This is a genomic window from Agrobacterium sp. 22-210-1 (assembly GCF_053522525.1).
Genome location: NZ_JBNWCI010000001.1, coordinates 1,319,773 through 1,345,983, shown reverse-complemented (window position 1 = coordinate 1,345,983; position 26,211 = coordinate 1,319,773). Strand labels below are relative to the sequence as shown.

At 59.9% G+C, this 26,211-nt stretch carries 36 protein-coding genes; 22 read left to right on the top strand and 14 right to left on the bottom strand.

The window, feature by feature from the left end; translation table 11 throughout:
- Nucleotides 1-51: 51 nt before the first annotated feature.
- Nucleotides 52-282, top strand: a complete 231-nt coding sequence (locus ACQZ5F_RS06760) for a hypothetical protein (protein WP_046800292.1) — start codon at nucleotides 52-54, stop codon at nucleotides 280-282.
- On the opposite strand, the gene dprA is transcribed toward ACQZ5F_RS06760, so the two are convergent.
- The 4 genes from dprA to ACQZ5F_RS06740 are packed head-to-tail and all read right to left on the bottom strand — an operon-like array spanning nucleotide 238 to nucleotide 4,295.
- Nucleotides 238-1,377 carry a DNA-processing protein DprA gene (gene dprA, locus ACQZ5F_RS06755; protein WP_225339906.1) on the bottom strand — a complete coding sequence of 380 codons (1,140 nt, stop codon included), beginning with the start codon at nucleotides 1,375-1,377 and terminating at the stop codon, nucleotides 238-240. The two genes, ACQZ5F_RS06760 and dprA, sit on opposite strands and share 45 nt — an antisense overlap.
- A gap of 21 nt (nucleotides 1,378-1,398) precedes the next feature.
- Nucleotides 1,399-2,016 (bottom strand): glycerol-3-phosphate 1-O-acyltransferase PlsY, encoded by a 618-nt coding sequence (plsY, locus tag ACQZ5F_RS06750; RefSeq protein WP_225339905.1) that lies wholly within the window; start codon nucleotides 2,014-2,016, stop codon nucleotides 1,399-1,401.
- Nucleotides 2,017-2,064: 48 nt separating this feature from the next.
- Entirely contained in the window at nucleotides 2,065-3,357 is a 1,293-nt protein-coding gene (locus ACQZ5F_RS06745; protein ID WP_448731080.1) for a dihydroorotase, read from the bottom strand.
- Entirely contained in the window at nucleotides 3,354-4,295 is a 942-nt protein-coding gene (locus tag ACQZ5F_RS06740; RefSeq protein ID WP_003502441.1) for an aspartate carbamoyltransferase catalytic subunit, read from the bottom strand. The genes ACQZ5F_RS06745 and ACQZ5F_RS06740 overlap by 4 nt, the downstream gene beginning before the upstream one ends.
- A gap of 261 nt (nucleotides 4,296-4,556) precedes the next feature.
- Here ACQZ5F_RS06740 and ACQZ5F_RS06735 point away from each other — a divergent pair, with 261 nt between their 5' ends.
- From ACQZ5F_RS06735 to ACQZ5F_RS06700, 8 genes are all read left to right on the top strand, one after another.
- Nucleotides 4,557-4,679: a hypothetical protein gene (locus tag ACQZ5F_RS06735; protein WP_263647295.1), complete on the top strand. Its 123-nt coding sequence runs from the start codon at nucleotides 4,557-4,559 to the stop codon at nucleotides 4,677-4,679.
- Between the two features lie 136 nt (nucleotides 4,680-4,815).
- Nucleotides 4,816-6,468 (top strand): acyl-CoA dehydrogenase family protein, encoded by a 1,653-nt coding sequence (locus tag ACQZ5F_RS06730; protein WP_046800287.1) that lies wholly within the window; start codon nucleotides 4,816-4,818, stop codon nucleotides 6,466-6,468.
- Between the two features lie 137 nt (nucleotides 6,469-6,605).
- Nucleotides 6,606-7,217: a GNAT family N-acetyltransferase gene (locus ACQZ5F_RS06725; protein ID WP_225339903.1), complete on the top strand. Its 612-nt coding sequence runs from the start codon at nucleotides 6,606-6,608 to the stop codon at nucleotides 7,215-7,217.
- 63 nt (nucleotides 7,218-7,280) lie between these two features.
- A complete protein-coding gene (locus ACQZ5F_RS06720) occupies nucleotides 7,281-7,577 on the top strand; it encodes a type II toxin-antitoxin system ParD family antitoxin (protein WP_052818522.1) in 297 nt (98 codons plus the stop codon).
- Complete coding sequence (locus tag ACQZ5F_RS06715) at nucleotides 7,574-7,954, top strand: type II toxin-antitoxin system RelE/ParE family toxin (protein WP_225339902.1); 381 nt, start codon at nucleotides 7,574-7,576, stop codon at nucleotides 7,952-7,954. The genes ACQZ5F_RS06720 and ACQZ5F_RS06715 overlap by 4 nt, the downstream gene beginning before the upstream one ends.
- Nucleotides 7,955-8,112: 158 nt before the next feature.
- Nucleotides 8,113-8,757 (top strand): TetR/AcrR family transcriptional regulator, encoded by a 645-nt coding sequence (locus ACQZ5F_RS06710; protein WP_046800284.1) that lies wholly within the window; start codon nucleotides 8,113-8,115, stop codon nucleotides 8,755-8,757.
- A 250-nt stretch (nucleotides 8,758-9,007) separates the two neighbouring features.
- The gene (locus tag ACQZ5F_RS06705; protein ID WP_156393988.1) at nucleotides 9,008-9,169 is read left to right on the top strand and encodes a hypothetical protein; all 162 of its coding nucleotides are present in this window, start codon (nucleotides 9,008-9,010) and stop codon (nucleotides 9,167-9,169) included.
- On the top strand, nucleotides 9,166-9,483 hold the full coding sequence (locus tag ACQZ5F_RS06700) for a DUF6105 family protein (RefSeq protein WP_046800283.1): 318 nt from the start codon (nucleotides 9,166-9,168) through the stop codon (nucleotides 9,481-9,483). The genes ACQZ5F_RS06705 and ACQZ5F_RS06700 overlap by 4 nt, the downstream gene beginning before the upstream one ends.
- On the opposite strand, the gene ruvX is transcribed toward ACQZ5F_RS06700, so the two are convergent.
- Together ruvX and ACQZ5F_RS06690 are read right to left on the bottom strand one after the other, a co-directional pair.
- Nucleotides 9,435-9,914 carry a Holliday junction resolvase RuvX gene (gene ruvX, locus ACQZ5F_RS06695; protein WP_225339901.1) on the bottom strand — a complete coding sequence of 160 codons (480 nt, stop codon included), beginning with the start codon at nucleotides 9,912-9,914 and terminating at the stop codon, nucleotides 9,435-9,437. The genes ACQZ5F_RS06700 and ruvX overlap by 49 nt on opposite strands.
- 14 nt (nucleotides 9,915-9,928) lie before the next feature.
- Nucleotides 9,929-10,231 carry an alkylphosphonate utilization protein gene (locus ACQZ5F_RS06690; protein ID WP_052818518.1) on the bottom strand — a complete coding sequence of 101 codons (303 nt, stop codon included), beginning with the start codon at nucleotides 10,229-10,231 and terminating at the stop codon, nucleotides 9,929-9,931.
- 189 nt (nucleotides 10,232-10,420) lie between these two features.
- Here ACQZ5F_RS06690 and ACQZ5F_RS06685 point away from each other — a divergent pair, with 189 nt between their 5' ends.
- The 3 genes from ACQZ5F_RS06685 (at nucleotide 10,421) to gatA (ending at nucleotide 13,075) form a co-directional block, all read left to right on the top strand.
- Entirely contained in the window at nucleotides 10,421-11,125 is a 705-nt protein-coding gene (locus ACQZ5F_RS06685; RefSeq protein WP_052818517.1) for a metal-dependent hydrolase, read from the top strand.
- A gap of 125 nt (nucleotides 11,126-11,250) precedes the next feature.
- The gene (gene gatC / locus ACQZ5F_RS06680) at nucleotides 11,251-11,538 is read left to right on the top strand and encodes an Asp-tRNA(Asn)/Glu-tRNA(Gln) amidotransferase subunit GatC (protein WP_045015982.1); all 288 of its coding nucleotides are present in this window, start codon (nucleotides 11,251-11,253) and stop codon (nucleotides 11,536-11,538) included.
- Between the two features lie 55 nt (nucleotides 11,539-11,593).
- Nucleotides 11,594-13,075, top strand: a complete 1,482-nt coding sequence (gene gatA / locus ACQZ5F_RS06675) for an Asp-tRNA(Asn)/Glu-tRNA(Gln) amidotransferase subunit GatA (RefSeq protein ID WP_225339900.1) — start codon at nucleotides 11,594-11,596, stop codon at nucleotides 13,073-13,075.
- Nucleotides 13,076-13,135: 60 nt separating this feature from the next.
- On the opposite strand, the gene ACQZ5F_RS06670 is transcribed toward gatA, so the two are convergent.
- On the bottom strand, nucleotides 13,136-13,393 hold the full coding sequence (locus tag ACQZ5F_RS06670; RefSeq protein WP_046800374.1) for a YjhX family toxin: 258 nt from the start codon (nucleotides 13,391-13,393) through the stop codon (nucleotides 13,136-13,138).
- Nucleotides 13,394-13,711: 318 nt separating this feature from the next.
- Here ACQZ5F_RS06670 and ACQZ5F_RS06665 point away from each other — a divergent pair, with 318 nt between their 5' ends.
- Nucleotides 13,712-14,221 (top strand): GNAT family N-acetyltransferase, encoded by a 510-nt coding sequence (locus ACQZ5F_RS06665; protein WP_046800278.1) that lies wholly within the window; start codon nucleotides 13,712-13,714, stop codon nucleotides 14,219-14,221.
- Here ACQZ5F_RS06665 and ACQZ5F_RS06660 read toward each other — a convergent pair.
- Nucleotides 14,203-14,523 (bottom strand): DUF1294 domain-containing protein, encoded by a 321-nt coding sequence (locus ACQZ5F_RS06660; protein ID WP_225339898.1) that lies wholly within the window; start codon nucleotides 14,521-14,523, stop codon nucleotides 14,203-14,205. The two genes, ACQZ5F_RS06665 and ACQZ5F_RS06660, sit on opposite strands and share 19 nt — an antisense overlap.
- A gap of 151 nt (nucleotides 14,524-14,674) precedes the next feature.
- Between ACQZ5F_RS06660 and gatB the strand changes: the two genes are divergently transcribed.
- The 5 genes from gatB to ACQZ5F_RS06635 all read left to right on the top strand — a co-directional run bounded on the left by gatB (nucleotide 14,675) and on the right by ACQZ5F_RS06635 (nucleotide 18,400).
- Entirely contained in the window at nucleotides 14,675-16,180 is a 1,506-nt protein-coding gene (gene gatB / locus ACQZ5F_RS06655) for an Asp-tRNA(Asn)/Glu-tRNA(Gln) amidotransferase subunit GatB (RefSeq protein WP_046800372.1), read from the top strand.
- 174 nt (nucleotides 16,181-16,354) lie between these two features.
- On the top strand, nucleotides 16,355-16,852 hold the full coding sequence (locus tag ACQZ5F_RS06650; RefSeq protein WP_046800277.1) for a GNAT family N-acetyltransferase: 498 nt from the start codon (nucleotides 16,355-16,357) through the stop codon (nucleotides 16,850-16,852).
- On the top strand, nucleotides 16,849-17,322 hold the full coding sequence (locus ACQZ5F_RS06645; protein ID WP_225244345.1) for a GNAT family N-acetyltransferase: 474 nt from the start codon (nucleotides 16,849-16,851) through the stop codon (nucleotides 17,320-17,322). The genes ACQZ5F_RS06650 and ACQZ5F_RS06645 overlap by 4 nt, the downstream gene beginning before the upstream one ends.
- A 110-nt stretch (nucleotides 17,323-17,432) precedes the next feature.
- Nucleotides 17,433-17,831, top strand: a complete 399-nt coding sequence (locus ACQZ5F_RS06640) for an NADH:ubiquinone oxidoreductase subunit NDUFA12 (RefSeq protein WP_080866104.1) — start codon at nucleotides 17,433-17,435, stop codon at nucleotides 17,829-17,831.
- Between the two features lie 131 nt (nucleotides 17,832-17,962).
- Nucleotides 17,963-18,400, top strand: coding sequence for a DUF2155 domain-containing protein (locus tag ACQZ5F_RS06635; protein WP_046800274.1), 438 nt, complete (start codon nucleotides 17,963-17,965; stop codon nucleotides 18,398-18,400).
- 15 nt (nucleotides 18,401-18,415) lie between these two features.
- Here the strand turns inward: ACQZ5F_RS06635 and aat are convergent, their stop codons facing one another.
- The 5 genes from aat to ACQZ5F_RS06610 all read right to left on the bottom strand — a co-directional run bounded on the left by aat (nucleotide 18,416) and on the right by ACQZ5F_RS06610 (nucleotide 22,338).
- Complete coding sequence (gene aat, locus ACQZ5F_RS06630) at nucleotides 18,416-19,030, bottom strand: leucyl/phenylalanyl-tRNA--protein transferase (protein WP_046800273.1); 615 nt, start codon at nucleotides 19,028-19,030, stop codon at nucleotides 18,416-18,418.
- Between the two features lie 6 nt (nucleotides 19,031-19,036).
- Entirely contained in the window at nucleotides 19,037-20,383 is a 1,347-nt protein-coding gene (gene accC / locus ACQZ5F_RS06625; protein WP_448731079.1) for an acetyl-CoA carboxylase biotin carboxylase subunit, read from the bottom strand.
- Between the two features lie 12 nt (nucleotides 20,384-20,395).
- Entirely contained in the window at nucleotides 20,396-20,881 is a 486-nt protein-coding gene (gene accB, locus ACQZ5F_RS06620) for an acetyl-CoA carboxylase biotin carboxyl carrier protein (RefSeq protein WP_046800272.1), read from the bottom strand.
- Between the two features lie 25 nt (nucleotides 20,882-20,906).
- Complete coding sequence (gene aroQ / locus ACQZ5F_RS06615) at nucleotides 20,907-21,344, bottom strand: type II 3-dehydroquinate dehydratase (RefSeq protein WP_020012378.1); 438 nt, start codon at nucleotides 21,342-21,344, stop codon at nucleotides 20,907-20,909.
- 226 nt (nucleotides 21,345-21,570) lie between these two features.
- Nucleotides 21,571-22,338, bottom strand: coding sequence for a DsbA family protein (locus ACQZ5F_RS06610; RefSeq protein WP_225339897.1), 768 nt, complete (start codon nucleotides 22,336-22,338; stop codon nucleotides 21,571-21,573).
- A 173-nt stretch (nucleotides 22,339-22,511) separates the two neighbouring features.
- Between ACQZ5F_RS06610 and ACQZ5F_RS06605 the strand changes: the two genes are divergently transcribed.
- Nucleotides 22,512-23,669: a pyridoxal phosphate-dependent aminotransferase gene (locus ACQZ5F_RS06605; RefSeq protein WP_046800371.1), complete on the top strand. Its 1,158-nt coding sequence runs from the start codon at nucleotides 22,512-22,514 to the stop codon at nucleotides 23,667-23,669.
- Nucleotides 23,670-23,685: 16 nt separating this feature from the next.
- On the opposite strand, the gene ACQZ5F_RS06600 is transcribed toward ACQZ5F_RS06605, so the two are convergent.
- A complete protein-coding gene (locus tag ACQZ5F_RS06600; protein WP_225339896.1) occupies nucleotides 23,686-24,369 on the bottom strand; it encodes an ArsR/SmtB family transcription factor in 684 nt (227 codons plus the stop codon).
- A gap of 75 nt (nucleotides 24,370-24,444) precedes the next feature.
- Between ACQZ5F_RS06600 and ACQZ5F_RS06595 the strand changes: the two genes are divergently transcribed.
- The 3 genes from ACQZ5F_RS06595 to ACQZ5F_RS06585 all read left to right on the top strand — a co-directional run bounded on the left by ACQZ5F_RS06595 (nucleotide 24,445) and on the right by ACQZ5F_RS06585 (nucleotide 25,983).
- On the top strand, nucleotides 24,445-24,768 hold the full coding sequence (locus ACQZ5F_RS06595; protein ID WP_225339895.1) for an NIPSNAP family protein: 324 nt from the start codon (nucleotides 24,445-24,447) through the stop codon (nucleotides 24,766-24,768).
- Nucleotides 24,768-25,133 (top strand): antibiotic biosynthesis monooxygenase family protein, encoded by a 366-nt coding sequence (locus tag ACQZ5F_RS06590; RefSeq protein ID WP_448731078.1) that lies wholly within the window; start codon nucleotides 24,768-24,770, stop codon nucleotides 25,131-25,133. Before ACQZ5F_RS06595 ends, ACQZ5F_RS06590 begins: the two co-directional genes overlap by 1 nt.
- A gap of 145 nt (nucleotides 25,134-25,278) precedes the next feature.
- Complete coding sequence (locus ACQZ5F_RS06585; RefSeq protein WP_052818603.1) at nucleotides 25,279-25,983, top strand: SDR family oxidoreductase; 705 nt, start codon at nucleotides 25,279-25,281, stop codon at nucleotides 25,981-25,983.
- Nucleotides 25,984-26,211 lie beyond the last annotated feature (228 nt).

Genomic DNA, 26,211 nt, shown 5'->3' with positions numbered 1-26,211 from the left:
TGAATCTACTTTATTGCTCTTCGTTTCAGACGAAATTCCCAGGATAAATATATGGTCCCGAACGCAACAAACAATAATGCCGACAACGAAGGGACCAGAGAGAACTTGGCATACATTCGCCAGATGCTGGCGGAGCTGCGGCAGGTCGCGAACCGTGAGGGCGCCGATATGCTGTGTTATCTGATCGAGATGGCCTATGTCGAAGTCGGCGATATCCAGAGCGGGCGGCGCAAGCTGTCAATCCGCGAGGAGCGAAACCCGTCCCCCGGCATGCCGGTTTAGTCGGCCGGCGATATCGAGTTCCAAAAGCACCATATGAACGGTGGCGGCGGAAAAACCCGTGTGGCGGATGATGTCGTCTGTTTCGACGGGCGAAGGGCCGAGTGCGGCGGCAATGATGCTGCGCTCATCGTCTCCGGGTGGTGACATTTCTTCTTCTGGTCGCGGTTCCTCGATCTTGCGGTCATAGGGCAATTGCGGCTCCATGAGTGGTCGCAGTGCTTCGAGAATGTCCTCCGCACCCGTGGTCAACATCGCGCCTTCCTTGATCAGCCGGTTGGTCCCTTCGCAGCGCGGGTCGAGCGGAGAGCCGGGTACGGCGAAAACCAGCCGACCCGCTTCACCGGCAAGCCGGGCTGTAATCAGCGAACCGGAACGCTCTGCCGCCTCCACGATGACAACGCCAAGCGAGACGCCTGATATCAGGCGGTTGCGGCGGGGAAAATCCCGGGCGCGCGGTTCCCATCCGAAGGGCATTTCGCTGATCGTCGCGCCGCCTTGATCATAGATATCTTGCAAAAGCCCGAAATTTTCCTGCGGGTAGGGTCGGTCGAGACCACCCGCCAGCATCGCCACCGTACCGCTTGCAAGGCTTGCCCGGTGTGCCGCCGCATCTATGCCGCGCGCCAACCCCGAAGCGATCGTATAACCGGCCCGGCCGCAATCGCGTGCCAGCATCGCGGCAAATTTCGCGCCGTTGATGGAGGCGTTGCGCGAGCCGACGATGCCGACGCAGGCTCTTGTTGCGGCGGTTGCCGATCCCTTCATGGCGACCAGCGGCGGCGCGCCATCCAGCTGCCGCAGGGCAGGTGGGTAATCCGGCTCGCCGATGCCGACAAACCGGGCGCCGAATCTTTCAGCCGTTTCGATTTCGCCTTCCGCCTCTGCCTGCGTGGCGATGCGTGGGCTGCGTGAGGAGCCGCCACGCCGCGAAAGCTCCGGCAGGGCATCCAGCGCCTTTTCAGCGCTGCCGAAATGATTGATGAGTTCGCGAAAGGTAACGGGGCCGATATTGTCGCTGCGGATCAACCGCAGCCAGGCGACCCGCTGCCGCGCGGAAAGCTCTATGCCCTGCCGTGTCGTTTCCTCATGCGGCATGGCGTATCCTCAAGATGGGGTTCAGCCCTTTTGACCGATCCTGCTTTCGGTGCCCGCCAGCAGGCGCGCGATATTCTCGCGGTGTTTCCACCATGAAATCACGCTCAGCAGCGTTACCAGCAACGCCGTCTTTTCAGGTCCAAGCACCCAGAGCGCTACAGGAATGATCAGCATGGCCAGAAGGGCCGACAGCGAGGAGTAGCGGGTGATGAAGGCAGTTGCGAGCCAGATCAGCGCGAAGGCCAGCATCATCAGCGGTGCGGCGCCCAGAAGCACGCCGATATAGACGGCCACGCCCTTGCCGCCCTTGAAGCCGAGCCACACCGGAAACAGATGGCCAAGAAAGGCGAAGAAACCGGCCACCAGCGAGGCTTCGTAACCCCACAGCGCATTGGCGACCAGCACCGCCGCCGTGCCCTTCAGCGCGTCGAGCAGCAGGGTGGCTGCGGCAAGTTTCTTGTTGCCGGTGCGCAGCACGTTGGTCGCGCCAATATTGCCCGAACCGATCTTGCGCACGTCGCCCAGCCCCGCCATGCGGGTGAGAATGAGACCGAAGGGGATGGAACCGAGCAGATAGCCGATCAGCGCCGCAAGCGCGAGCAGGGCAGGCGCCGTCTGCCAGTCAGTCAAAGCACTCATTCAAACGTCCCCTCTGTCGCGCCGTCAGCGTGATCTCTGTTGGTGATCTTATGCCAAGGAATGAACGGCTTTGCCAGCCACATAAGTGGCGACAGCGCGGCCGCTGAAACGGGCATCTTCGAACGGCGTATTCTTGGATTTCGACACCAGCTGGTCGCGCGCAACCAGCCATGGCTCGTCAAGATCGATCAGGGTGATATCGGCTTTCGCACCGACTTTAAGCGTTCCGGCGTCGAGACCGAATATCTTCGCCGGGCGGGTGGAAAGCGCATCGATAAGCCGCATCAGCGGAACCTCGCCGCTGTGGTGGAGACGCAGGGCCGCCGCCAGCATGGTTTCCAGCCCCACCGCGCCGCTTGCCGCATCCGAAAACGGCAGGCGCTTGGTGTCGACATCCTGCGGGTCGTGGGAGGAGACGATGATATCGATGGTGCCGTCCTTCAGCGCGTCCACCATGGCCTTGCGGTCGTCTTCGGCGCGCAGCGGCGGGGAAAGCTTGAAGAAGGTGCGGTATTCGCCGATATCGTTCTCGTTGAGCGTCAGGTGATTGATTGAGATGCCGCAGGTGGCTTTGACGCCCCGCTGCCGGGCAAGGCGGATCGCCTCTGCCGATTCCGGCACGGAAATCTTGGCGGCGTGGTAGATCGCCTGCGTCAGCCCGGCAATGCGCAGGTCGCGCTCCAGCGGAATGATCTCGGCTTCCTTGGGGACGCCCGAAAGACCGAGCCAGCTCGCGAAAAGCCCCTCATTCATGTCACCGCCGCCGATATATTTGTCACGGGTCTCAAGCGCGATGACAGCACCCAGTTCGCGCGCATAGGTCATGGCGCGGCGCAGCACCAGCGTATCGGAAAGCGCCTTGCGGCCATTGGTGAAGGCAACCGCACCGGCTTCCTTCAACATGCCGAATTCGGTCATTTCCTCGCCGTTGAGGCCCTTGGTCAAGGCCGCTGCCGGATGGACATTGACGAGCGCCTTGTCGCGCGCCGTCTTCTTCACATATTCGACCAGCGCGATATCATCGATAACAGGGTCTGTATCCGGCATGACGATGATGCTGGTAACGCCGCCGGCCGCTGCCGCGCGTGAGGCGGACTCGATCGTTTCGCGATGCTCGCCTCCGGGTTCGCCGACGAAGACGCGGGCATCCACCAGACCGGGAACCGCCAGCAGACCCTTGCAGTCACGCACCGTCGCGCCTTCCGGCACGCCCTGATTGTGAGCGTCCTTGCCTGCCGCCAGAATGGTGCCGTCCGCACCGATGATCACGCTGCCGGTCTCGTCGAGATCACGGGAGGGATCGACAATGCGGAGGTTTTTGAGAACGGTCACGGCACTCATACGCGCTCACCCTGATTTTGCGAGACAAGCAGGGTTTCCATCACGGCCATGCGCACGGCAACCCCCATTTCCACCTGACTTTCAATCACGCTCTGCGGACCGTCGGCCACTTCGGAGGCGATTTCCACGCCACGGTTCATCGGGCCGGGATGCATGACCAGCGCATCTTCCTTCGCCGCCTTCAGCTTTTCCGCATCCAGACCGTAATAATGGAAATATTCGCGCACCGAAGGCACGAAGGAGCCGGACATGCGCTCGCGCTGCAGGCGCAGCATCATCACCACATCGGCATTCTTCAGCCCTTCCTTCATGTCGTGGAAGACTTCCACGCTCATGTCGCGAATGCCGGAGGGAAGAAGCGTGGCGGGGGCGACGACGCGAACGCGCGCGCCCATCTGGTTGAGCAGGATGATGTTGGAGCGCGCAACGCGCGAATGCAGCACATCACCGCAGATCGCCACCGTGATGCCTGATAGTTCGCCCTTGGCGCGGCGGATGGTCAGCGCGTCGAGCAGCGCCTGCGTCGGGTGCTCATGCTGGCCGTCGCCGGCATTGACCACGGAGCAGGCAACCTTCTGCGCGAGAAGGGCTGCGGCACCGGCGGAAGAGTGGCGCACCACCAGCACGTCCGGGCGCATGGCGTTCAGCGTCATCGCCGTATCGATCAGCGTTTCGCCCTTCTTCACCGAGGAATTGCCGACCGACATGTTCATCACGTCCGCGCCAAGGCGCTTTCCGGCCAGCTCGAAGGAGGATTGCGTGCGCGTCGAGGCTTCGAAGAACAGGTTGATCTGTGTCAGGCCGCGGAGCGTCGAGGTCTTTTTCTCGCGCTGGCGGCTGATTTTCACCGCCTCGTCGGCCTTGTCGAGAAGCAGGGTGATATCCTGATGGGAAAGCCCCTTGATGCCAAGGAGATGGCGATGGGGGAAGAAGACCATGCGGTTTGCCTCCTGACGGGCGTCGCATTTTCCCGTGAAAATGCCCGGAACGCCCGAATGCTGATCCGTGCGCTGCCATTCGCCGTAAACACGCCTCAGGAGCGCCGCGGAATTCGGTCTTGCGCTCTATAGAGACTGCATGGTCACGGGGCAAGCGCCCGCAACCCCGGAAATGAAAACACGGCAATGTTTCCCCAGTCTCGACAGACGAGGGAACTGCGCAAACAGTGGTTCCGTCGTGACCCGGCGTCGGAGAATGCCGTGTTTCCTCAAGAGCGCCTGCTCGTCATCGGAGACTCAGCCGAAAACTTTCGGCTGCGCGGCACCGCCTCCGGCTTCCTGCTATTGCTCGGTCTTGCCGGAAACGTGTTTGGCATTCTCTAGGTCGGATAACTAAATCAGGTTACGCCTGAAAAATGCTGAAAGCGGGGGTTTAATCGTCTCAATCGCTTCCTGTGGGTGGAATTATGCAATATCACCCCACTATGCAATTCCAGTACAAAACAGCTAGAAGCAGCGGATGACCCAGAATTCCCGGACAGAAGAATCGCTCGCCGAACTGAACCAGCCAAGCCTCTGGTCCGGCATCAATGCCTATCGTTCCGATCCGCTGATCGTCGACCTCACCTCTGGTCTGTCACGTAACCTGAGGGACGAGTTCGACCAGCTCGGCCGCTACGTCACCTCGCATGAGGCGCAGGAACTGGCGCGCATGGCCAATCAGGGCGTGCCGCAGCTGCACACCCACGGCCCGCGCGGCGAACGTCTCGACCAGGTGGAGTTTCATCCTGCCTGGCACGCGCTGATGCGCCGTTCCATGTCGTCAGGCCTGCATTCAAGCGTCTGGGAAAATTCTCCCGATACGCGCGGCAATGAACACAAGGCCCGCGCGACGAAATTCTACCTGACGTCTCAGCTCGAGGCAGGGCATCTCTGCCCGCTGACCATGACAAGCGCTTCCGTCGCCGCCATCATGACATCGCCGCGGGTGCAGAAGGAGTGGATGCCGAAAATCCTGTCGCGCAAATATGATTCCGCGCAGAAACCGGCCCTGCAGAAAACCGCCGTCACCATCGGTATGGGCATGACGGAAAAGCAGGGCGGCACGGATGTTCGCGCCAACCGCACCACGGCCGAGCGGGTGGGCGAGGGCATCTACCGCCTGTCCGGCCATAAGTGGTTCCTCTCCGCGCCGATGAGCGACGGTTTCGTCATGCTGGCCCAGATGGGCGACGGTATGGGTTGCTTCCTCGTGCCGCGTTATCTGGAGGACGGTTCAAAGAACGGCCTTCATTTCCAGCGCCTCAAGGACAAACTCGGCAATCGCTCCAATGCGTCAGCCGAAGTCGAGTTCACCGATGCCTTCGGTTATCTGCTGGGCGATCCCGGAAGCGGTATCCGCACCATTCTCGACATGGTGACGCTGACGCGTCTCGATTGCGCGCTGGCATCGTCAGGCATGATGCGTGCCTCGCTCGCCGAAGCCGTGCATTTCGCCCGCGGACGCTCGGTCTTCGGCAAGATGCTGGTCAGCCAGCCGATCATGACCCGCGTTCTCGCCGACATGGCGCTGGATGTAGCTGCCGCGACAGCACTTTCCTTCCGGCTGGCGACGGCCTTCGATGCGGCCCGCAACAATCCGGCTGAAGCCGCTTATGCGCGGGTGATGACGCCGATCGTGAAATACTGGTGCTGCAAGATTGCGCCCGCCCTCATCTATGAGGCGATGGAGTGCCTCGGCGGCAATGGCTATGTCGAAGAACGGCCGATTGCCCGCCACTATCGTGAAGCGCCGGTCAATGCCATCTGGGAAGGCTCCGGCAACGTCATGGCGCTGGATGTGCTGCGGGTTCTCCAGCGTGGCAAGGACCTGTTCGATCTCGTCTTCCAGACGCTGGAACGGGACCTCGGGCCAGCCGGCAAGAAGACCACCGACGTGCTGCGCGCGGCGATCGCCCTTGCCGAACGCGACGAAGGAGCGGCCCGTCTCTTGGTGGAGCAGTTTGCGCTTGCTGCCGCTGCCGCCGAGCTTTGCCGCCTGGGTGCCGGCAAGATCGCCGATGCCTTCCTCGAAACCCGTCTTGCGGGTGGCTGGCGGCACACTTATGGCATGCTCGATTCCCGCTTCGATCCGAACTATATAATCGATCTCCTTTATCCGCCTGCGTCCTGATCGACGTATGCGGATGAAGATTTAGCAGTCCCGGCGGGAGGGGTCTCGGATTTGAAAAACAGCAATGGCGTCAGGCGTGTTCTGATCTGTCGTGACACTTTCGCGTGTCGATGCGCGGTAAGGGAAGGCGGCTGCCAATGCTGACCTTTCGCTCCGCCCGAACTGAGGACGAAGGCGCGCTTTACGCCATAAGCCTTGCCACCGGCGATGCCGGGCAGGATGCCACGCCGCTTTATAATGATGGCCGCATGGTCGGGCATATCTATTCCGTGCCCTATCTGCATCTTTGGCCCGATGCCGTTTTCGTGGCCGAGGACGAGGAGGGCGTCTGCGGCTACATCGTCGGCGCTCTCGATACGGCCTTGCACGAAGAGCGGCTGGAGCGGGAATGGTGGCCACATCTGCGTGCCCTTTACCCCGATCCCGGCGGCGACCAGCAGACATGGGACGCCGACGAGCGCCGCGCCCATTTCATCCACCATCCGCGCCGCACGCCAACCTGGCTTACCGATCCGTTTCCGGCCCATATCCACATGAACCTCTTGCCGCGCACGCAAGGCAAGGGCGGCGGCACCCGGCTTCTTTCCCGCTGGCTTGATATGGCCAGACAGAACAACGTCTACGGCATCCACCTCGGAGCCAGCGAACGCAACAATGCGGGCATGCGCTTCTGGGAAACGCGCGGCTTCAAACGTCTGGAGAGCCACGAAACGCCTGGTAGTGTCTGGTTTGGCATGGCGCTGGAGTGATATTGGCAGATTATGCCAATTGGTGTTATTGCTAGGCGCAAATGAAGTCCGCTGGAGGTTCCTATGCCAACGCGTAACGTCGTCCTGACACAGCATCACGAAGAGATCATAGACGGGCTCGTCAAATCTGGCCGCTATCAGAATGCGAGTGAGGTGCTACGGGAAGGCCTGCGGATGATAGAGCGTCGCGAGCGCCTTGAGACGGTCAAGCTTGAAGCGTTGAGGGCGGCCGCGCAACACGGCTTCACCGATATTGCCGAGGGACGTTTTGTGGACGTTGCAGATGATGGGCTTGATGACTTCATTTCCGCTTTGGGACGTAAAGCGCAAGCCCGTTTCGCCAAGCCAGACAGCGATTGACGATGTATCGTATGTCCGAGGCGGCGCAGTCGGATATATTGGAAATTCTCGTTTGGACACACGAGACTTTCGGACCGGCTGCAAGATTACGTTATGAGAAATTACTTGTGACTGCCCTGCGTGACGTTGCACTCGATCCGCTTCGTCCGGGAACGAATACTCGCCCCGAGTTGATCGGGAATGTGCGCAGCTACCACCTGCGTTATAGCCGGGAACGGGCTAGGAACGAGACCGGTCTTGTTCGAAATCCGAGACATTTTTTACTCTACCGTATGCTGAAACCCGGTCTGATTGGGGTCGGCCGCGTACTCCATGATTCGATGGAGGTCGAGCGCCATCTTCCGGCCGACTATGGCGATAACCCAATTGACGATTGACAGGACGTAGGAAGTCTTTGCCGTGTATGGACGCAGGGGGTGAGTATGGTTGACGTCATCCACAGGAACCTGCTTCCCATCCGCGGTGCCACATTGTTCTTCCCTTCATGCTTTGTTAACCCGTTGAGGAAGGCCTTTCAGAAAACGGGAAGACAACCATGCTGGCGACCGCAGAGGCGATTTCAGCCGACAGACCGGAAAAGCGCATCAAGGATCGCGCTGCGACTGAGAAGGCGATCTTCAACGCCGCGCGGTCGCTGCTTGCAGAGGAAGGCTTTCAGGGCTTTGGCATCAATGCGGTTGCCCGCCGTGCCGGCTGCGACAAGCAGCTGATCTATCGTTATTTCGGCGGCCTTGACGGTTTGATCGAGGCGATCGGCGAGGATCTCGGTTCCTGGGTGAAAGATCGTATCCCTGAAGACACCGGTGGGATGTTCCTTCTGACCTATGGCGACCTCATGGAAAAGCTTGCGCTTTATTTCATGGATGCGCTGCGCAGCGACCCGCTCGTCTGCAAGATCATCGCCTGGGAAGTGTCGGATGGCTCGCCGCAGGTCCGTCAGCTGGCCGAAGCCCGCGCCAAGTCGCTGGGCAAATGGCTGGAGCGCATGCGTGGTTCGCTGGCGGCTCCCAAGGGTGTGGATACCGCCGCCGTTAATGCCGTGCTGTTCGCCGCCATCCAGCACCTCGTCATTTCCGCTGCCACCAGCGGCCAGTTCGCCGGTGTACCGCTGAAATCCGAGCGGGATTGGGAGAAGATCACCACGGCCGTCAAAAGACTGGTGCGTGGCGTTTACGGCTGAAACCGCTGCCGGGGTGGGGGAGACCGCAATCCCGGCGCAAGCGCGGCATTAAAGAAAAATCAGCCATGTTCTTACCGGACCGGCAACCGCCGCGGCGTCTGACCGTTCACGCAGATACACGTTTTCCACATGCCGGCCGTTCGTCGTTAACCATAATGACAGCTTTCATTTGCGTCGTCATAGCTGCGGGTCCAGTGTGAGTTAACGAAATGTTAACCATGCGCAATGACTGCGCATAAGGGAGCCGCAAGTGAGCCGCTGGACAGCTTTGGGCGTCATGATGACGTTTTTTGTGATGCTGCCGTTGGATATCGACGCGCCGGCGCTGAACCTCTGCCTGATGGCAGCGGTGCGCTGGGCGGTGCTTGCCGGCGTTCCCGATACGGTTTTTGCGCGGGGGCAGGCGGCATGAAGTGGTTTCTGATCCTCTGGGCAGGCCCCGTCGCATTACTGGGCAGCTGGTACTGGCTTTCCTATTACGACATGAGCTTCGGCTTTTACATGCTGACGCGTCAGACCCATGATCTGGTATTCCAGATTTACGGCAATATTCTCGGCCTGCCGCCGGAAAGCCTGCCGCCGTTGGTGGCGCGCGCCATTGTGGTGGACAGCCTGATCGTGTTTGCCATCCTCGCTTTCCGCAAGAGGAAGCAGATTGCTGCCTGGTGGACGGGCCGTCAGTCGACCGCGCGGGCGAGTGCCGAAAGCCTGTCCAGCGCGCCTTGAAGGATGAAGCTTGCGGCGGCCGAATCGATGCGTTCGGCCCGCTTGGCGCGTGAGACATCCATCTCCAGAAGTGCACGCTCGGCCGCGACCGTTGAAAGTCGCTCATCCCAGAAAATAAACGGCAGGGCGGTTTTTTCACCCATGGTGCGCACAAAGGCGCGTGTTGCCTGCACGCGGGGGCCGGCCGAACCGTCCATGTTCATCGGCAACCCAATGATAAAGGCGGTTACCTTCTCCTTTTCGGCGAAGGCCAGCAGCACTTCGGCATCCCGTGTGAATTTCACCCGTTTGATGACGGGACGCGGCGTTGCGAAACGCCGCGACAGGTCCGACATGGCAAGCCCGATGGTCTTCGTGCCAAGGTCGAGGCCGGCAATCGCCTGTGCGGGCTGAAGGGTTTCCGCCAGTTCCTCGATGGTGAGTATCGCCATGTCGTGTGCTGCCTTTATCGTTTGCGGACGAATTCAGTGCGCAGCACCAGACCCTTGACCGCATCATGCCTGCAATCGATCTCTTCCGGATTTCCGGTGAGACGGATGGACTTGATGACGGTGCCCTGCTTGATGACCGTGCTGGTGCCCTTGACCTTCAAATCCTTGATCAGGGTTACGGAATCGCCATCTTCAAGCACATTGCCCGCCGCATCGCGCACTTCATTGGCGCGCGCCGCCTCTGCTGCCAATTCGGAAGCCGGCCGCCATTCGCCGGTTGCCTCGTCATACACGTAATCGTCATTATCTGCGGCCATTGTCGCCTCTCTGAAATATCGGTAGTGCGGTTCTTCAGGCTGTTTCCAGAGAACGTCCGTTTTCAACGGAAACGTGAGACCCGCTCTAGACCTTTGATTTTACGCATTTTCCAGACGTAAAACCGCTACGCACTTTTACTGGAAATGCTCTATGTCATACTACACCGGCAATACAAAGGAGAAGTTCCCATGAAAATCACCTGGCTCGGCCATTCCGCCTTCCGCCTCGAAAACGGTAGCGCGAAGATCCTCATCGATCCGTTCTTCACCGGCAATCCCGGTTTTGCCGGGCAGGATGGGAAGACGGCGGCCGAAGGCATCACTCATATTCTCCTGACCCACGGCCATGGCGACCATGTCGGCGATACCGTGCAGCTTGCCCGTGAGACGGGCGCGACTGTGCTGGCGAATGCTGATCTTGCCGCCTGGCTTTCCGCAAAGGGTGTCGCGAAGGTCGATATGGGCAATACCGGCGGCACGGTGCATTTCGATGGTTTTTCGGTCACCTTCACCAATGCGCTGCATTCCTCCGCCCAGATCACCGAAGATGGCGTCTCCCATTCGCTCGGCAACGCCAATGGCCTGATGCTGCATTTCGAGGATGGCCCGGCCGTCTATCACATGGGTGACACCGACATCTTCTCCGACATGAAGCTCATCAATGAACTGCACCAGCCGGATATCGGCCTTGTGCCGATCGGTGACCGCTTCACCATGGGCGGGGCGGTGGCTGCACTCGCCTGCCAGCGTTTCTTCAAGTTCCAGAACGTGCTTCCCTGCCACTACGGTTCCTTCCCGATCATCGACCAGACGCCGGAGAAATTCGTGGCCGGCATGGAAGGCTCTGAAGCCCGTGTTCACACGCCTAAGGCAGGCGATACGCTGTCCTTCTGACATTTTGCCTGCACATGTCGCGACTGCAAAACCGCCACACAGTTTGACGCGACATGCTTTCTACCGTTGCGAATGGCGGACATGGTGATTATAGCGGGTAGGAAAATTCTGACCGGAGTAGAACCATGTCCGTCGATCTCGCCACCGTAAAGCGCGTTGCGCGCCTTGCCCGTATCGCTGTCAACGAAGAAGAAGCACAGAATATGCTCGGGCAGCTGAACGGCATACTCGGTTTCGTGGAGCAACTTTCGGAAGTGAATGTCGATGGCGTCGAGCCGATGACGTCAGTGACCCCGGTGGACATGAAGAAACGCGCCGACGTGGTGACCGACGGCAACAAGGCGGAAGACATCGTCGCCAATGCGCCTGCGACCGACCGGGACTTCTTCATGGTCCCGAAAGTGGTCGAATAAGCGACCGCCGTTTGCCGCCTGATTTTTCCGAGATTTTCGAAAGCCGTTGCCGACCATGACCGACCTGACGAGCCTGACCATTGCCGAAGCCCGCGAAAAGCTGAAGGGCAAAGAATTTTCCGCCCTGGAGCTGACCGACGCCTATCTTTCCGCCATCGATGCGGCCAACGGCGCGCTGAACGCCTATGTCGCCCTGACGCCTGAAAAGGCGCGCGAGATGGCGAAAGCCTCTGATGAACGCATCGCCGCCGGCAAGGCTGGCGAGCTGGAAGGCGTTCCGCTTGGTGTGAAGGACCTTTTCGCCACCCGCGACGTGCACACACAGGCGTGTTCGCATGTTCTCGACGGCTTCAAGCCGAAATATGAGTCCACCGTCACCCAGAACCTCTGGGATCAGGGCGCCGTCATGCTCGGCAAGCTCAACATGGACGAATTCGCCATGGGCTCGTCCAATGAAAGCTCCTGGTATGGACCGGCCATCAACCCGTGGCGCGCCAACGGCTCCGAGCAGAAGCTGGTGCCCGGCGGCTCGTCTGGCGGTTCAGCCGCAGCGGTTGCCGCGCATCTCTGCGCCGGTGCCACCGCAACGGACACCGGCGGCTCCATCCGCCAGCCGGCGGCCTTCACCGGCACCGTCGGCATCAAGCCCACCTATGGCCGCTGCTCACGCTTCGGCATCGTCGCTTATGCCTCTTCGCTGGATCAGGCAGGCCCGATTGCCCGTGACGTGCGTGACGCCGCAATCCTGTTGAAGACCATGGCAAGTGTGGATGCGAAAGACACCACCTCCGTCGACCTGCCGGTGCCGGATTACGAAAAGGCCATTGGCCAGTCGCTCAAGGGCCTGAAGATCGGTATTCCGAAGGAGTATCGCGTCGACGGCATGCCAGAAGAGATCGAGAAGCTCTGGGCGAAGGGCGTCGAGTGGCTTCGCGATGCCGGTGCCGAGGTGGTCGATATCTCGCTGCCGCACACCAAATACGCGCTTCCCGCCTATTACATCGTCGCGCCGGCCGAAGCCTCGTCCAACCTTGCCCGTTATGACGGCGTGCGCTACGGCCTGCGCGTCGACGGCAAGGACATTGCCGACATGTACGAAAAGAGCCGCGCGGCCGGTTTCGGCAAGGAAGTGCAGCGCCGCATCATGGTCGGCACCTACGTGCTGTCGGCCGGATATTACGACGCCTATTACCTGAAGGCGCAGAAGGTCCGCACCCTCATCAAGCGCGATTTCGAAAACGTCTTCCACGATGGCGTCGACGCCATTCTGGCGCCGATCACACCATCTTCCGCCTTCGCTGTGGGTGACGAGGAACTCGCGTCCGATCCGGTGAAGATGTATCTGCAAGACGTCTTCACCATCACCGTCAACATGGCCGGACTTCCGGGCCTTTCGGTTCCGGCCGGCCTTGACGGCAAGGGGCTGCCGCTCGGCCTGCAGCTTATCGGCAAGCCTTTCGAAGAAGAGACGCTGTTCAAGACTGCACATGCCATCGAGCAGGCCGCCGGCAAGTTCACCCCCGCCAAGTGGTGGTGAGAGGCCTGACAAGCGAATGAGAAATCCGACGGGCGGCATCAAAGTGCCGCCCGTCTCTTTTTATCGATTATCCAGCTCACCCCGCACGAGTTCCAGCCCGCGCGTGGTGATGCGGTAAGGTTTGCCGCCGGAAGAGGCGATTGCTCTCTTCCGTTTCAGTTTGCGGAAGGTGAGGAGATCGAGGCCGCTGAAAATCCAGCCGTCGCGCGTATAGAGCGCAATTTTTTCGATTTTGCGGGTATCGTCTCGAACGAGTTCAATTCTGCCGCCCTGGGCGAGCAGGTGAAGAATGCGCTGTTCGGCGCGGGAAATGTCCATTTTTGGAAGTCCGGTCGGCGTCATATAGACGCGTGAAAGCAAACCCGGGTGCCGTTAAGGCATCCGGCTCGGTTTCAGCATGGCCCGGCGCGCAAGAAACTTGCGGGCAGGGCCGTTACCGGGACTCCGATTGAGCGAACATAAAAACTCCTGACTTGCGCTTTTTCGTTAGCGGGCCAGGCCATGGCGGTCAAGTCCGGCGTGTTGTTCGCATCCGTTGCCATTTTTACGGTTGTGCAGATGGACACCGCCCTTAAAGCTGCGCTGGCCGAATCACGCGGCCGGTGCTTTACTTCTTGCGGCCATGGAGGGCGCGGCTTGATCGTCATTCGCAATGCGCTTGAGCAGGAAGCGGAGGCCTTGGCTGCCATCGGCCTCAGGGCCTGGCGGCAGGCAACCGCCGCACTCGGCATCACCGCGACGCTTTATGACAACGCGGCAAGTGCCTTTTCCAATTTCACCCGCTCCTCATGGCTGGCCATCCGGGTAGCGGAGTCCGGTGGCTCGGTTGCCGGATGGGCGGCGCGGGAACATTTCGACGAGACGATTTCAGATTTCTGGATCGATCCGGATTTTCAGCGCCGGCGGGTCGGCAGTCTCCTGCTCGCTGATATTGAACGGCTGATAGTGGATAAGGGCTTCGAAACCATCCGGCTTGAAACCCATGCCCAGAACGAACCGGCCGTCGCTTTTTTCCGCCACCATGGCTATAGCGTCCGCTGGCTCTCCGTTTCCTACGCGCCGAAGCTTGATCGCGATGTGCAGTCGGTCGGTCTGCAAAAGCAGCTTGTCGAGATCGAGAGCGGTGTTTACGGCACGGAGTTCTGAGCAAGGGTTACCAGCCGCATCGGCCAGTTCGGCATGATGATCACGGATGTGATGAGGCCGGCGTGCACGATCATGATCGCTGGCAGGATGCTGCGGAACGGTTCCTTGCGCGTTTTATGCCGCAGGAGGTGCTGAGCCGAAATCGCACCGATGCTGCCGCCCAGGAAGGCGAGCCACAACAATGTGCTCTCGCGAATGCGCCAGCCGCCATTTCTCGCCGCCTCCTTGTCCCACCAGTAGACGAGAAAAACGAAAAAATTGAAGGCGATATAGACCAGGAAACCGAGGGCGATTGTCGTCATGGCCTGAATTGAATTCGAGAAGCGTAAAAAACCCGTGTCCGGCGCGGCCGAAAATCCGGCGCGTGGCGTCAGAGGACGCAAGATGTCTTGCGCCCGCGCGCCATATGTTCTACCCACCAAAGCCAAAGAACCCGTATATCGTGAGCTTCAGATGACCCTTGTAGACGTGCGCACCCCCGACCCGAAACGCTTCATTCCCGGCGCCACCGGCGATTGGGAAATCGTGATCGGCCTCGAAGTCCATGCGCAGGTTCTCTCCAATTCCAAGCTGTTTTCCGGTGCCTCCACCACCTTCGGCAATGCGCCGAACGCCAACGTGTCGCTGGTGGACGCCGCCATGCCAGGCATGCTCCCCGTCATCAACGAGGAATGCGTCAAACAGGCGGTGCGTACCGGTCTTGGCCTGAAGGCGAAGATCAACAACCGTTCGATCTTCGACCGCAAGAACTATTTCTATCCGGATTTGCCGCAGGGCTACCAGATTTCGCAGTTCAAGGACCCGATTGTCGGCGAAGGCATCATCACCATTTCGCTGGGGCCGGACCGTCAGGGCAATTTCGAGGATATCGAGATCGGCATCGAGCGCCTGCATCTGGAGCAGGACGCCGGCAAGTCCATGCACGACCAGCACCCGACCATGTCCTTCGTGGATCTCAACCGTTCTGGCGTGGCGCTGATGGAAATCGTCTCCAAGCCCGACATGCGATCCTCGGATGAGGCGAAGGCCTATCTCACCAAGCTGCGCTCCATCGTGCGCTATCTCGGCACCTGCGACGGCAACATGGACGAAGGCTCGATGCGCGCCGACGTCAACGTCTCCGTGCGTCGTCCGGGCGAAGGTTTCGGCACGCGCTGCGAAATCAAGAACGTCAACTCCATCCGCTTCGTCGGCCAGGCCATCGAATATGAGGCGCGCCGCCAGATCGCTATTCTGGAAGATGGTGGTGCCATCGATCAGGAAACCCGCCTGTTCGACCCCGGCAAGGGCGAAACGCGGTCCATGCGCTCCAAGGAAGATGCGCATGACTATCGCTACTTCCCCGATCCGGACCTGCTGCCGCTCGAATTCGACGATGCTTTCGTCGAAGCGCTGAAGGTCGATCTGCCTGAATTGCCCGACGACAAGAAGGCGCGTTTCGTGGCCGATCTTGGTCTATCGGTCTATGACGCCTCGATCCTCGTTTCGGAAAAGGCGATTGCCGATTATTACGAGGCTGTCGCTGCCGGCCGCGATCCGAAAGCCGCCGCCAACTGGGTCATCAACGACCTTCTCGGCGCGCTCAACAAGTTTGGCAAGGATATCGAGACGACGCCGGTTTCGCCGGAACAGCTCGGCGGCATCATCGATCTTATCAAGGCCGAAACCATTTCCGGCAAGATCGCCAAGGATCTGTTCGAAATCGTCTGGAACGAGGGCGGCAACCCGGCTGAAATCGTCGAGGCCCGCGGCATGAAGCAGGTGACCGATACCGGCGCCATCGAAAAGGCCGTGGATGATATCATCGCCGCCAACCCGGATCAGGTCGAGAAGGTCAAGGCGAAGCCGACGCTCGCCGGCTGGTTCGTCGGTCAGGTCATGAAGGCGACGGGCGGCAAGGCCAACCCGCAGGCGGTGCAGGCGCTGGTGAAGGCCAAGCTCGGTATCGAGGAAGAGTGACAAGGAAGCATGCCTCTTGCACGGCGTCATGGTCGGGCTTGACCCGACCATCCACGGCCTGCGGATGCATGGATCCTCGGCTCGGGGGCCGAGGATGACGCTGAGTATCGAAATTTGACATCACTTCTGCCGGGATCAACGCCCGGCATTTCTGTTTCAAGACGGAGCCAAATCATGTTTTTCATCCGCACGGCAAGCCTGCGTGACATTGAGCCGGTTCGCACCCTGCTCGCGACGACCTGGCACGCGACCTACGACGTGATTTACGGCGCGGACAAGGTGAACGAACTGATTGCCGCATGGCACTCACCGCAGGCCATGAAGGACCGGGTCGAGAAAAAGGGCGGCGAGTTTCTGGTGGCGGATGACGGCAAGCGGATCGGCGGCATGGCCTATGGCTCCATGTCCACCAAGATGGCGAAGACGGCCCTGCTGCACCAGCTCTATGTGGCGCCAGACCTTCAGCGTCAGGGTGTTGGCCGCGATCTCTTCGCCGAACTTGAAACCTGTTTTCCGGACGCGGAAATCATGCGGCTGGAAGTCGAGCCTAAAAATACTGTCGCAATCGCCTTTTATGAAGGCGTCGGATTTGTCGAGGTGGACCGAATCGAGCGCATGGCGGGCATCGAGGGGCTGCCCGGCATCGTTATGGAAAAGAGCCTGAAACGATGAATGAGACATTGCAGAAGCTGATCATCCGCACGGCGCGCGAAGACGATCTCCCGGCGCTCGCCGCCATTTTTGCCGCCGACGAGATCGGCGGCCACGGCGACACCGCTGACGAATCGGCGCAGCCCGACTATCTCGCGGCCTTCCGTGCCATTGCCGCATCGCCGAGCGAAACGCTCTATGTGGCGGAGCTGGATGGCGAGGTTGTCGGCACCTTCCAGACGGCCATCCTCACCAAGCTCGTCGGGCGAGGGGCAAAGTCCATGGTGATCGAGGCGGTACAGACACGGTCTGACATGCGCGGACGGGGCATCGGCGCGGTGATGATCAATTATTGCCTTGAGGAAGCCCGACGTCAGGGCCTGAACGCCGCGCAGCTCACCTCCAACATGGCCCGGCTGGATGCGCATCGCTTCTATGAGCGGCTGGGTTTTGAGAAGCGGCATTTAGGCTTCAGGATGAAGCTGAAATAGCGCGGATATATCTCGAAATGCTGGACAATTGCCGTGAGGGGCGGCATAAGCATGTCTTGTGCCGTGCGATTTAAAATCGCTGCAGCGCATTCAAGCCCGAGGAACGGATAATGAAGACTCTCCTGACGCAAATCTTCACCTGGTGGAACGGCCAGACGATCGGAACGCGGTTTCACACCTGGCGTTTTGGCAAGAAAGTCGGACAGGATGAGTTGGGCAATACCTATTACGAAGGCGGCACCACATCCTGGGGCATGCCGCGCCGCTGGGTGATCTATAATGGTTACGCGGAAGCCTCGGCCATTCCGCCGGGCTGGCATGGCTGGATGCATTACCGCACCGACGTGCCGCCAAGTCAGGAAAGCTACGTCGCGCGCGAATGGCAGAAGCCGCACCAGCCGAACCACACCGGCACGTCCAAGGCCTATCGCCCTCAAGGGTCGCTGGCTGTTGCCGGCGAGCGGCCGCGCGTGACCGGCGACTACGACGCCTGGACACCCGGCAACTGAGCTATTGTGATGCGCGGTGTTGTGCAAAACACCGCGCTGATATTCGGCCTCACCGGTTTTTGCCACATTCCGCCCTTACGCGTTGATCCGGTCGGCGTCTCGACACAGGCAAATATTTGGAGACATATCGTATGAGGAAAATCACGCGGGATCGTTCTTTGCGTGCGCTGACAGTGTCGCTGTTTGCTGCGGTCTCTGCTGCCATCCTCATTTCACCCGTCTCCGCCGCCCGTCTGGAAAACCGCGTTGCGGTGTTTTCCGGCATCGACAAGATCACCGGCCGCATCACGTCCTTTGATGTTTATATCGACGAGACGGTGCAATTCGGCGCGCTTCAGGTGACGCCAAAGGTCTGTTATTCCCGCGATCAGACGGAAACCCAGAAGATCGACGCTTTTGTCGAGGTCGATGAAATCACGCTCGACCGCAAGATCAAGCGGATTTTCACCGGCTGGATGTTCGCCGACAGCCCAGGCCTCAACGCCGTTGAACACCCGATCTATGACGTCTGGCTGACGGGCTGCAAGCAGGACTCGGAAGTTCCGGCTCCCTCAACGGCAAGCAAATAACTTTACGTAAAGTCTTCAGAATTGCAGGCTCGGCCGGTTGACGGCAAGGTCTAGCATTTTTGCATAGTCCTGCTTCGGCACATCGATGGCCCCGAATGTCTTGAGGTGTTCGGTGGTGAATTGTGTGTCGAGTAGCACAAAGCCGCTTGCCTTCAACCGCTCCACCAGATGCACGAGGCAAATCTTCGAGGCGTTGGTGCGACGGGAAAACATGCTTTCGCCGAAGAAGGCCGCCCCGAGCGACACGCCGTAAAGCCCGCCGACAAGTTCCTTGCCTTCCCAAGCCTCGACGCTGTGTGCATGGCCGATCTGGTGCAGTTCGGTGTAGAGCTTGCGAATGGTGGCGTTGATCCAGGTGCTCGGCCTGTCCGGCGCTGCGGCAGCGCAGCCAGCCATGACAGCTTCGAAGGCGGTGTTGAAGCGTATGTCGAACGGCTTCTTGCGAATCGCCTTGGCAAGGCTTTTGGAGACGTGAAAATCATCGAGCGGGATGATGCCGCGTATCTCCGGCTCAACCCAGAAAAGCTCCGGATCATCAGCCGAATCGGCCATGGGAAAAAGGCCGGCGGAATAGGCGCGCAGCAGAATATCGACTGTTATGCCGTTATTTCTGCTGCGCCGCCCAGCCATATCGTCTTAGTGAGACGCGTCACCGGCCAGATATTTTTCCAGCCAGTGAATATCGTAATCGCCGTTCAGAATATCCTCATTCTGGAGAAGATCCTGGAAAAGCGGCAGCGTGGTCTTGATGCCGTCGACGACGAATTCGTCCAGCGCCCGACGCAGACGACGGATGCACTCGTCACGGTCACGACCGTGAACGATCAGCTTGCCGATCATGCTGTCGTAATAGGGCGGGATCTTGTAGCCCTGATATGCGCCCGAATCGACGCGCACACCAAGGCCGCCCGGCGTGTGGAAATAGGTCAGCGTGCCCGGAGAGGGAACGAAGGTGCGCGGATCTTCGGCATTGATACGGCATTCGATGGCATGGCCATGGAATTCGATATCCGCCTGCGTGACCGACAGGCCCTGGCCCGAAGCGACCCTGATCTGCTCCTGCACGAGATCCATGCCGGTGATCGCTTCCGTTACCGGGTGCTCCACCTGCAGACGGGTGTTCATTTCGATGAAATAGAACTCGCCATTTTCATACAGGAACTCAATGGTGCCGGCACCACGATATTTCAGCTTGCGCATGGCGTCGGCGCAAATTTCGCCGATCTTCATGCGCTGTTCGACTGTCAGTGCCGGTGAATTGGCTTCTTCCAGCACTTTCTGGTGGCGGCGCTGCAACGAGCAATCGCGCTCCCCAAGGTGAACGGCATTGCCTTCACCATCGCCGAAAACCTGCACTTCGATATGGCGCGGCTTGCCGAGGTATTTTTCCATGTAGACGGCATCGTTGCCGAAGGCGGCTGCCGCTTCGGAACGGGCAGTCGCAACCGCCTCTTCCAGATCGGCTTCGGTCTTCGCCACCTTCATGCCGCGACCACCGCCGCCCGCCGTCGCCTTGATGAGGACCGGGAAACCGATCGTCCGGGCGATTTCGAGCGCGTTTTCAGGCTTCACTTCACCGTCGGAGCCGGGAACCACGGGAATACCGAGTTCCTGCGCCGTCTGCTTGGCGGTGATCTTGTCGCCCATGATGCGGATATGTTCGGCGGTCGGCCCGATGAAGGTGATGCCGTGCGCGTCGAGAATATCGGCGAATTTGGCATTTTCCGACAGGAAGCCGTAACCGGGATGAACGGCGTCCGCACCGGTGATTTCGCAGGCCGCAACGATCTGGTGGATGTTGAGGTAGCTGTCACGCGAGGGCGGCGGGCCGATGCACACGCTTTCGTCGGCAAGGCGCACATGCATCGCATCCGCGTCGGCCGTGGAGTGCACGGCGACAGTCGGAATGCCAAGCTCTTTTGCGGCACGCATGACACGCAGCGCGATCTCGCCACGGTTGGCTATGAGGATCTTCGAAACCATGCTGAACCGCCTTTATTCGATGACCACGAGGGCTTCGCCATACTCCACGGGCTGTGCGTCGTTGACGACGATTTCCACGACCTTGCCGGACTTGGGCGCCGGAATCTGGTTCATGGTCTTCATGGCTTCGACGATGAGGATGGTCTGGCCTTCCTTGACGGTCGCGCCCACTTCGATGAAGGGACGGGCGCCCGGAGCAGGCGAGAGGTAGACAGTGCCGACCATCGGCGAGGAAACGGTGTTGGCCGGGTTGCGGGCCGGTGCTGCGGAGGCCGCAGGTGCTGCCGGCGCGGCGATTGTCGGTGCCGCGGCGGGAGCTGCTGCCGGCACGGCGTAAGGGGCGGGCGCCGCGTAAACCGGGGCGGGCGGCGCAGCGCGGGAAACGCGGATGCGCAGGTCGTCCTGCTCCACTTCAATTTCCGAAAGGTCGGTGTCGTTGAGGATATTCGCGAGCTCGCGGATCAGTTCCTTGTCGATACCCTGTTTCTTTTCAGACATGACAAACCCTATTCTTTGTTTCTTTTTATGCCGTGATGTTTTTCAGCGCGTGAAGCGCCATGATGTATCCGTATGGTCCAAAACCGCAGACCATGCCCTTCGCTGCAGGTGATACCATCGATTTGTGACGGAACTCTTCGCGGGCGTGGATGTTGGAAATATGCACTTCCACGACAGGCGTGGAAATCGCACGAATAGCGTCATGCAACGCGATAGAGGTGTGGCTGTAAGCGCCGGGATTGATGACGACGCCTGCCGCCCGCTCACCCGCCTCGTGCAACCAGTCCACAAGCACGCCTTCGTGGTTGGACTGGCGGAATTCCACTGCGAAACCGAGATCGGCACCGGCTTGAAGACAATCATTCTCGATGTCCTTCAGCGTCTTGCCACCATAGATACCCGGTTCCCTTTTTCCCAGCATGTTGAGATTGGGGCCGTTGATGACGATGATGATATTGCTCATTCAAGTTTCCATAAGAAAATCAGCGACAGCTATAGACTGCGCAGCCGCCAAGGAAAAGCCCCCGCAAGCCGGAAAGCGCCGGCTTGCCCGGCATCTCACAGGGAATGCAGGGGCTTTTTTAAGCATCCAACCGAAAAGTGTCTTGCGGTTTTCAGACAATCCGATGTTCGAACAAAAACTTGGAGCGGCGGGACCGATTCCGATTTATCGCCCACCGCTCTAAAAATCACGAGCAGGTGGCTTTTCCACAGCTGCGCATATTGGCGATTTTTTCCTTCAGCGGGTCCGCACCAACAGCACCGAAAACCGCCTCGTCGCCGACGATATAGGACGGTGTTCCGGTAATGCCGAGGCTGGTTGCCAGCTTGTACGTTTCCTGCACCTGCGCGTCATTGGGGTTTTCCGCCATCGACTTGCGGATGTCGGCTTCCTTGAGGCCGAGCGCGGTGGCGACTTCCATGGCGCTGCCCTCGTTCGCGCGCCCGCGACCACCAAGCAGGGTGCGCTGGAATTCGGGGTACTTGGCCGGAGCAAGCAGTTTCACGGCATTGGAAACGCGATGGGCGGCAACCGATTCCGGCCCGAGGATGGGAAATTCCTTGAGGACGACGCGCACCTTCTTGTCGCCCTTCAAAATTGCGTCCATATCGCCCATGGCGCGTTTGCAGTAACCGCAATTATAGTCGAAGAACTCGACCAGCGTCACATCGCCATCCGGATTGCCGAGCGCCAGATCGTATTTCGATTCGAAGATGGTCTTCTTGTTGTCGGCAACGGCTTCTGCCGCCTTGGCGTTACGGGCCGCATATTGCTTGCGTTCAAGCGCGTCCTGAACCTCAAGCATGATCTCGGGGTTCTCGATCAGATATTGCTTGATGAATTCGCCCATTTCCTTTTTCTGCTCGGCATCCAGAGCATGAGCGGGCAGAGACGCGAAAACCGTCGAAAGGGCCGTCACGCTGGCGAGAAGGGTTGAACGGAGAAGATGCGCCATATCGGTCCTCATTACTGTGCGGTCAGTGCTTCATGAATATCATGATGGCAATTACCTTACTTTAAGCCAAATGCCATACGGCAAAAATAGTTGTCCGCATTATGGTCGCATGATTGTGAAGATTGTGATTCTGCGGCAAGTCTGCGAAATACGGTTCAGGAAAGAGCATGCCCTTGATTACGATGTCGAAGCGGAGCGCAGTCGAACCCTTTCACGCCATGGATATCCTGGCGGAAGCGAACCGGCGCAGGCAGGCGGGGCGCCCCGTCATTTCCATGGCTGTCGGACAGCCCTCCCATCCAGCGCCGAAGGCGTCGCTTGAGGCGGCTGAGGCCGCGCTGAAGCACGGGCGCATCGGTTATACCGACGCGCTGGGCCTGCGTGAATTGCGGGAAGCAATTGCCGGCCACTACCGGCTGCGCCATCAGGTGGCTATCGATCCGGCCCGCATTGCCGTAACGACAGGTTCTTCCGCCGCCTTCAATCTCGCCTTCCTCAGCCTCTTCGATGCGGGTGATCATGTCGCGATCGCAAGGCCCGGCTATCCGGCCTATCGCAATATTCTGAAGGCACTTGGCCTGAATGTGGTCGAAGTGCCGGTTACGGCCGAAACCGGCTATACGCTGACGCCCGCCAGTCTGGAGCGGGCGGAAGCCAAAGCCGGCTGCAAGCTGAAAGGCGTGCTTCTGGCAAGCCCGGCCAATCCGACCGGCACCGTCACCGGCCGCGACGCGCTGAAACGGCTCGCCAGCTATTGCGAAAGCCGCGACATGGCTTTCATCTCCGACGAGATCTACCACGGCCTCACCTTTGTCGGCGAAGAGACGAGCGCGCTTGAAATCACCGATAGTGCGGTGATCATCAATTCTTTCTCGAAATATTACTGCATGACCGGCTGGCGCATCGGCTGGATGGTGCTGCCCGAAAATCTGGTCCGCCCGGTCGAATGTCTGGCCCAGAGCCTATATATCTCACCGCCGGAACTGTCGCAGCTTGCGGCGACCGCAGCCTTTTCGGCGGCGGAGGAACTGGATGTCTACAGGGAAAGCTATCGCACCAACCGCGATTTCCTGATGGCGCGCCTGCCGGAAATCGGCCTGCCGCTGGCGTCGCCCATGGATGGGGCGTTTTACGCCTATGTCGATACCAGCCGCTTTTCCAATGACAGTATGGATTTTGCCAGGCGCATGCTGGCGGAAATCGACGTGGCGGCGACGCCAGGCATGGATTTCGACCCGGAGGAGGGCCACCGCGCACTGCGCATTTCCTATGCGGGCTCGGTGTCTGACATCGCCGAGGCCGTGGGGCGTATCGCCGGCTGGCTGAAATAAGTCAGCTCACACGGGATCAGGCGGGCGTGCAGCCGAAGGTGCTGTTGAACGCCTTTTCACCCTTTGCCGTGAAGGTCAGCACGCGGCCATTTCCGCGCCGCAGCCAGTCGCGCTCACGCATGGCGTCGAGCAGCGATGCGCCAAGCCCGCCGCCGAGGTGATGCCGGCGCTCGCTCCAGTCCAGGCAATGCAGGCAGACCGGGCGGCGTGCTTTTTCGAGCGGCGAAAGATCGATGCCGAAGCTGGAGAAAAAGTCGCGTCCGCTATCCGTCAGCACGGGATCGTCACCCTGCGTCACGAACCCGTTCGCGGTGATGGCCGCAAGCAGCGCCACGCCGCTTTCCCCGGCCAGATGATCGTAACAGATGCGCGCTTCCCGCAGCGCCTTGTCCTTCGGTCCGGTGCGGACACGCACCGCGCCGGTGCGCTGGGCAAGTCCCATCAATGCTTCCAGAACCTGCGCCACATCCTCGTCGGAAAGACGGAAATAACGATGACGCCCCTGTTTTTCCGCCTTCAGCAGCTGGGCATCGGAGAGTTTCGACAGGTGCCCGCTGGCGGTCTGCAGGGTGACACCGGCGGCCTCGGCAAGCTCGCTTGCTGTCAGAGCACGCCCATCCATCAACGCCGTCAAGATGTTGGCGCGGGCAGGGTCACCGATCAGGGCGGCGACATTGGCGATAAGGGGGCCGTCTTTCATAGTTCGATGATAGCCGAAGCATTGACGTGAGGCAATGGCTTAAACAGGAGGGACAGAAACACGAGGAGAAAGACGATGTTGACCTGCTTCATTCGTTACGAGATCGACCCTTTCAAGGTCGACGCCTTCGACCGATATGCCCGCAGCTGGGGAGAGGTGATACCGCGCTGCGGGGCCGATCTCATCGGTTATTACGCGCCGAAGGAGGGATCGAGCACGATCGCTTACGGTGTCTACAATATTGAAAACCTCGCCGCATACGAGGCCTACAGGGCGCGGCTCGCCGCCGACCCGGCTGGGCGCGAGAATTATGAATTCGCCCGCCGCGAGCAATTTATCCGCCGTGAGGATAGGCTTTTCCTGCGGCTTGCCTCCTCTCCCCATGCCGGAGGTGAATGATGATCGCCGTCATCTTCGAGGTCTTTCCGGCCGAGGGCGAGAAACAGCATTATCTTGATATCGCCGCCAGCCTGCGCTCTGAACTGGAAACCATTGATGGCTTCGTGTCGGTTGAGCGGTTTCAGAGCATCAGCAATCCTGAAAAGATGCTCTCTTTTTCGTTCTTCCGGGATGAGGAGGCGGTGAAGGCATGGCGCAACACCGCGCCGCATCGCGCAGCACAGGCCATGGGACGCTCCGGCGTCTTTTCCAATTACCGCCTGCGTATCGCCTATGTGATGCGCGACTACGGTCTGCGGGAGAGGGAGGAGGCTCCGCCGGACAGCAGATACGTTCATTCGGCGGATGTGGAAGTGCCGCGCTGAGACGCCGCCAGCATCAGTTTTTCTTCACGCGGACCCAAGGCTTTCTGGTTCGAACTTGTTTCCAAAACCCGCTATAGATGAGGCGGTTCAAGCATGGAGAAGGATCGCCACGCGGCGGTTCACCGGATTGGAAATGGAGAAAACGATGTCGGCAGAAAAAGTGGCTGTTGTAACGGCGGGTGGCAGCGGCATGGGAGCCGCCGTGGCGAAACGTCTGGCCGCGGACGGCTACAAGCTTGCGATCCTGTCGTCTTCGGGCAAGGGGGAAGCGCTGGCGCAGGAACTGGGCGGCATCGGCGTCACCGGCTCCAACCAGTCCAATGACGATCTCCAGCGCCTCACGGATCTGACGCTCGAAAAATTCGGCCGTATCGATGTGTTGGTCAACAGCGCCGGGCATGGCCCGCGCGCCTCCATCCTCGATATTACCGACGAGCAATGGCATACGGGTCTCGACGTCTATCTGCTGAACGTCATCCGCCCGACACGGATTATCGCTCCGGTCATGGTGAAGCAGAAGGCGGGTGCGATCGTCAACATCTCCACCGCCTGGGCCTTCGAGCCGAGCAGCATGTTCCCGACATCGGCCGTCTTCCGCGCCGGCCTTGCCTCCTACACCAAGATTTTTTCCGATACCTATGCGGCCGACAATGTGCGCATGAACAACGTCCTGCCCGGCTGGATCGACAGCCTGCCTGCCACGGAAGAACGCCGTCAGGGCGTGCCGATGCAGCGTTATGGGAAAAGCGAGGAGATCGCCGCCACCGTGGCGTTCCTCGCATCTGAGGGGGCAGGGTACATCACCGGTCAGAATATCCGCGTCGATGGCGGACTGACGCGGTCTGTGTGAGGGTTCAGGCACAACAAACGGTGTCTACGCCGACGGCAAAAGTGCCCTTATATGGCGCTCGCGTTGGGTAGTTCCGGGCCTCTCTCCACATCGTCGCCATCCTCGCCCCTGAGGCAAGGGTTAATGTCTGCAACCGGTCAGGGATCCTCGCCTCAAGGGCGAGGATGACGCGAGAGAAGTGCTCCTCAAAAGCAAAAAGCCCGCAACATGGTTGCGGGCTTTTTGTTT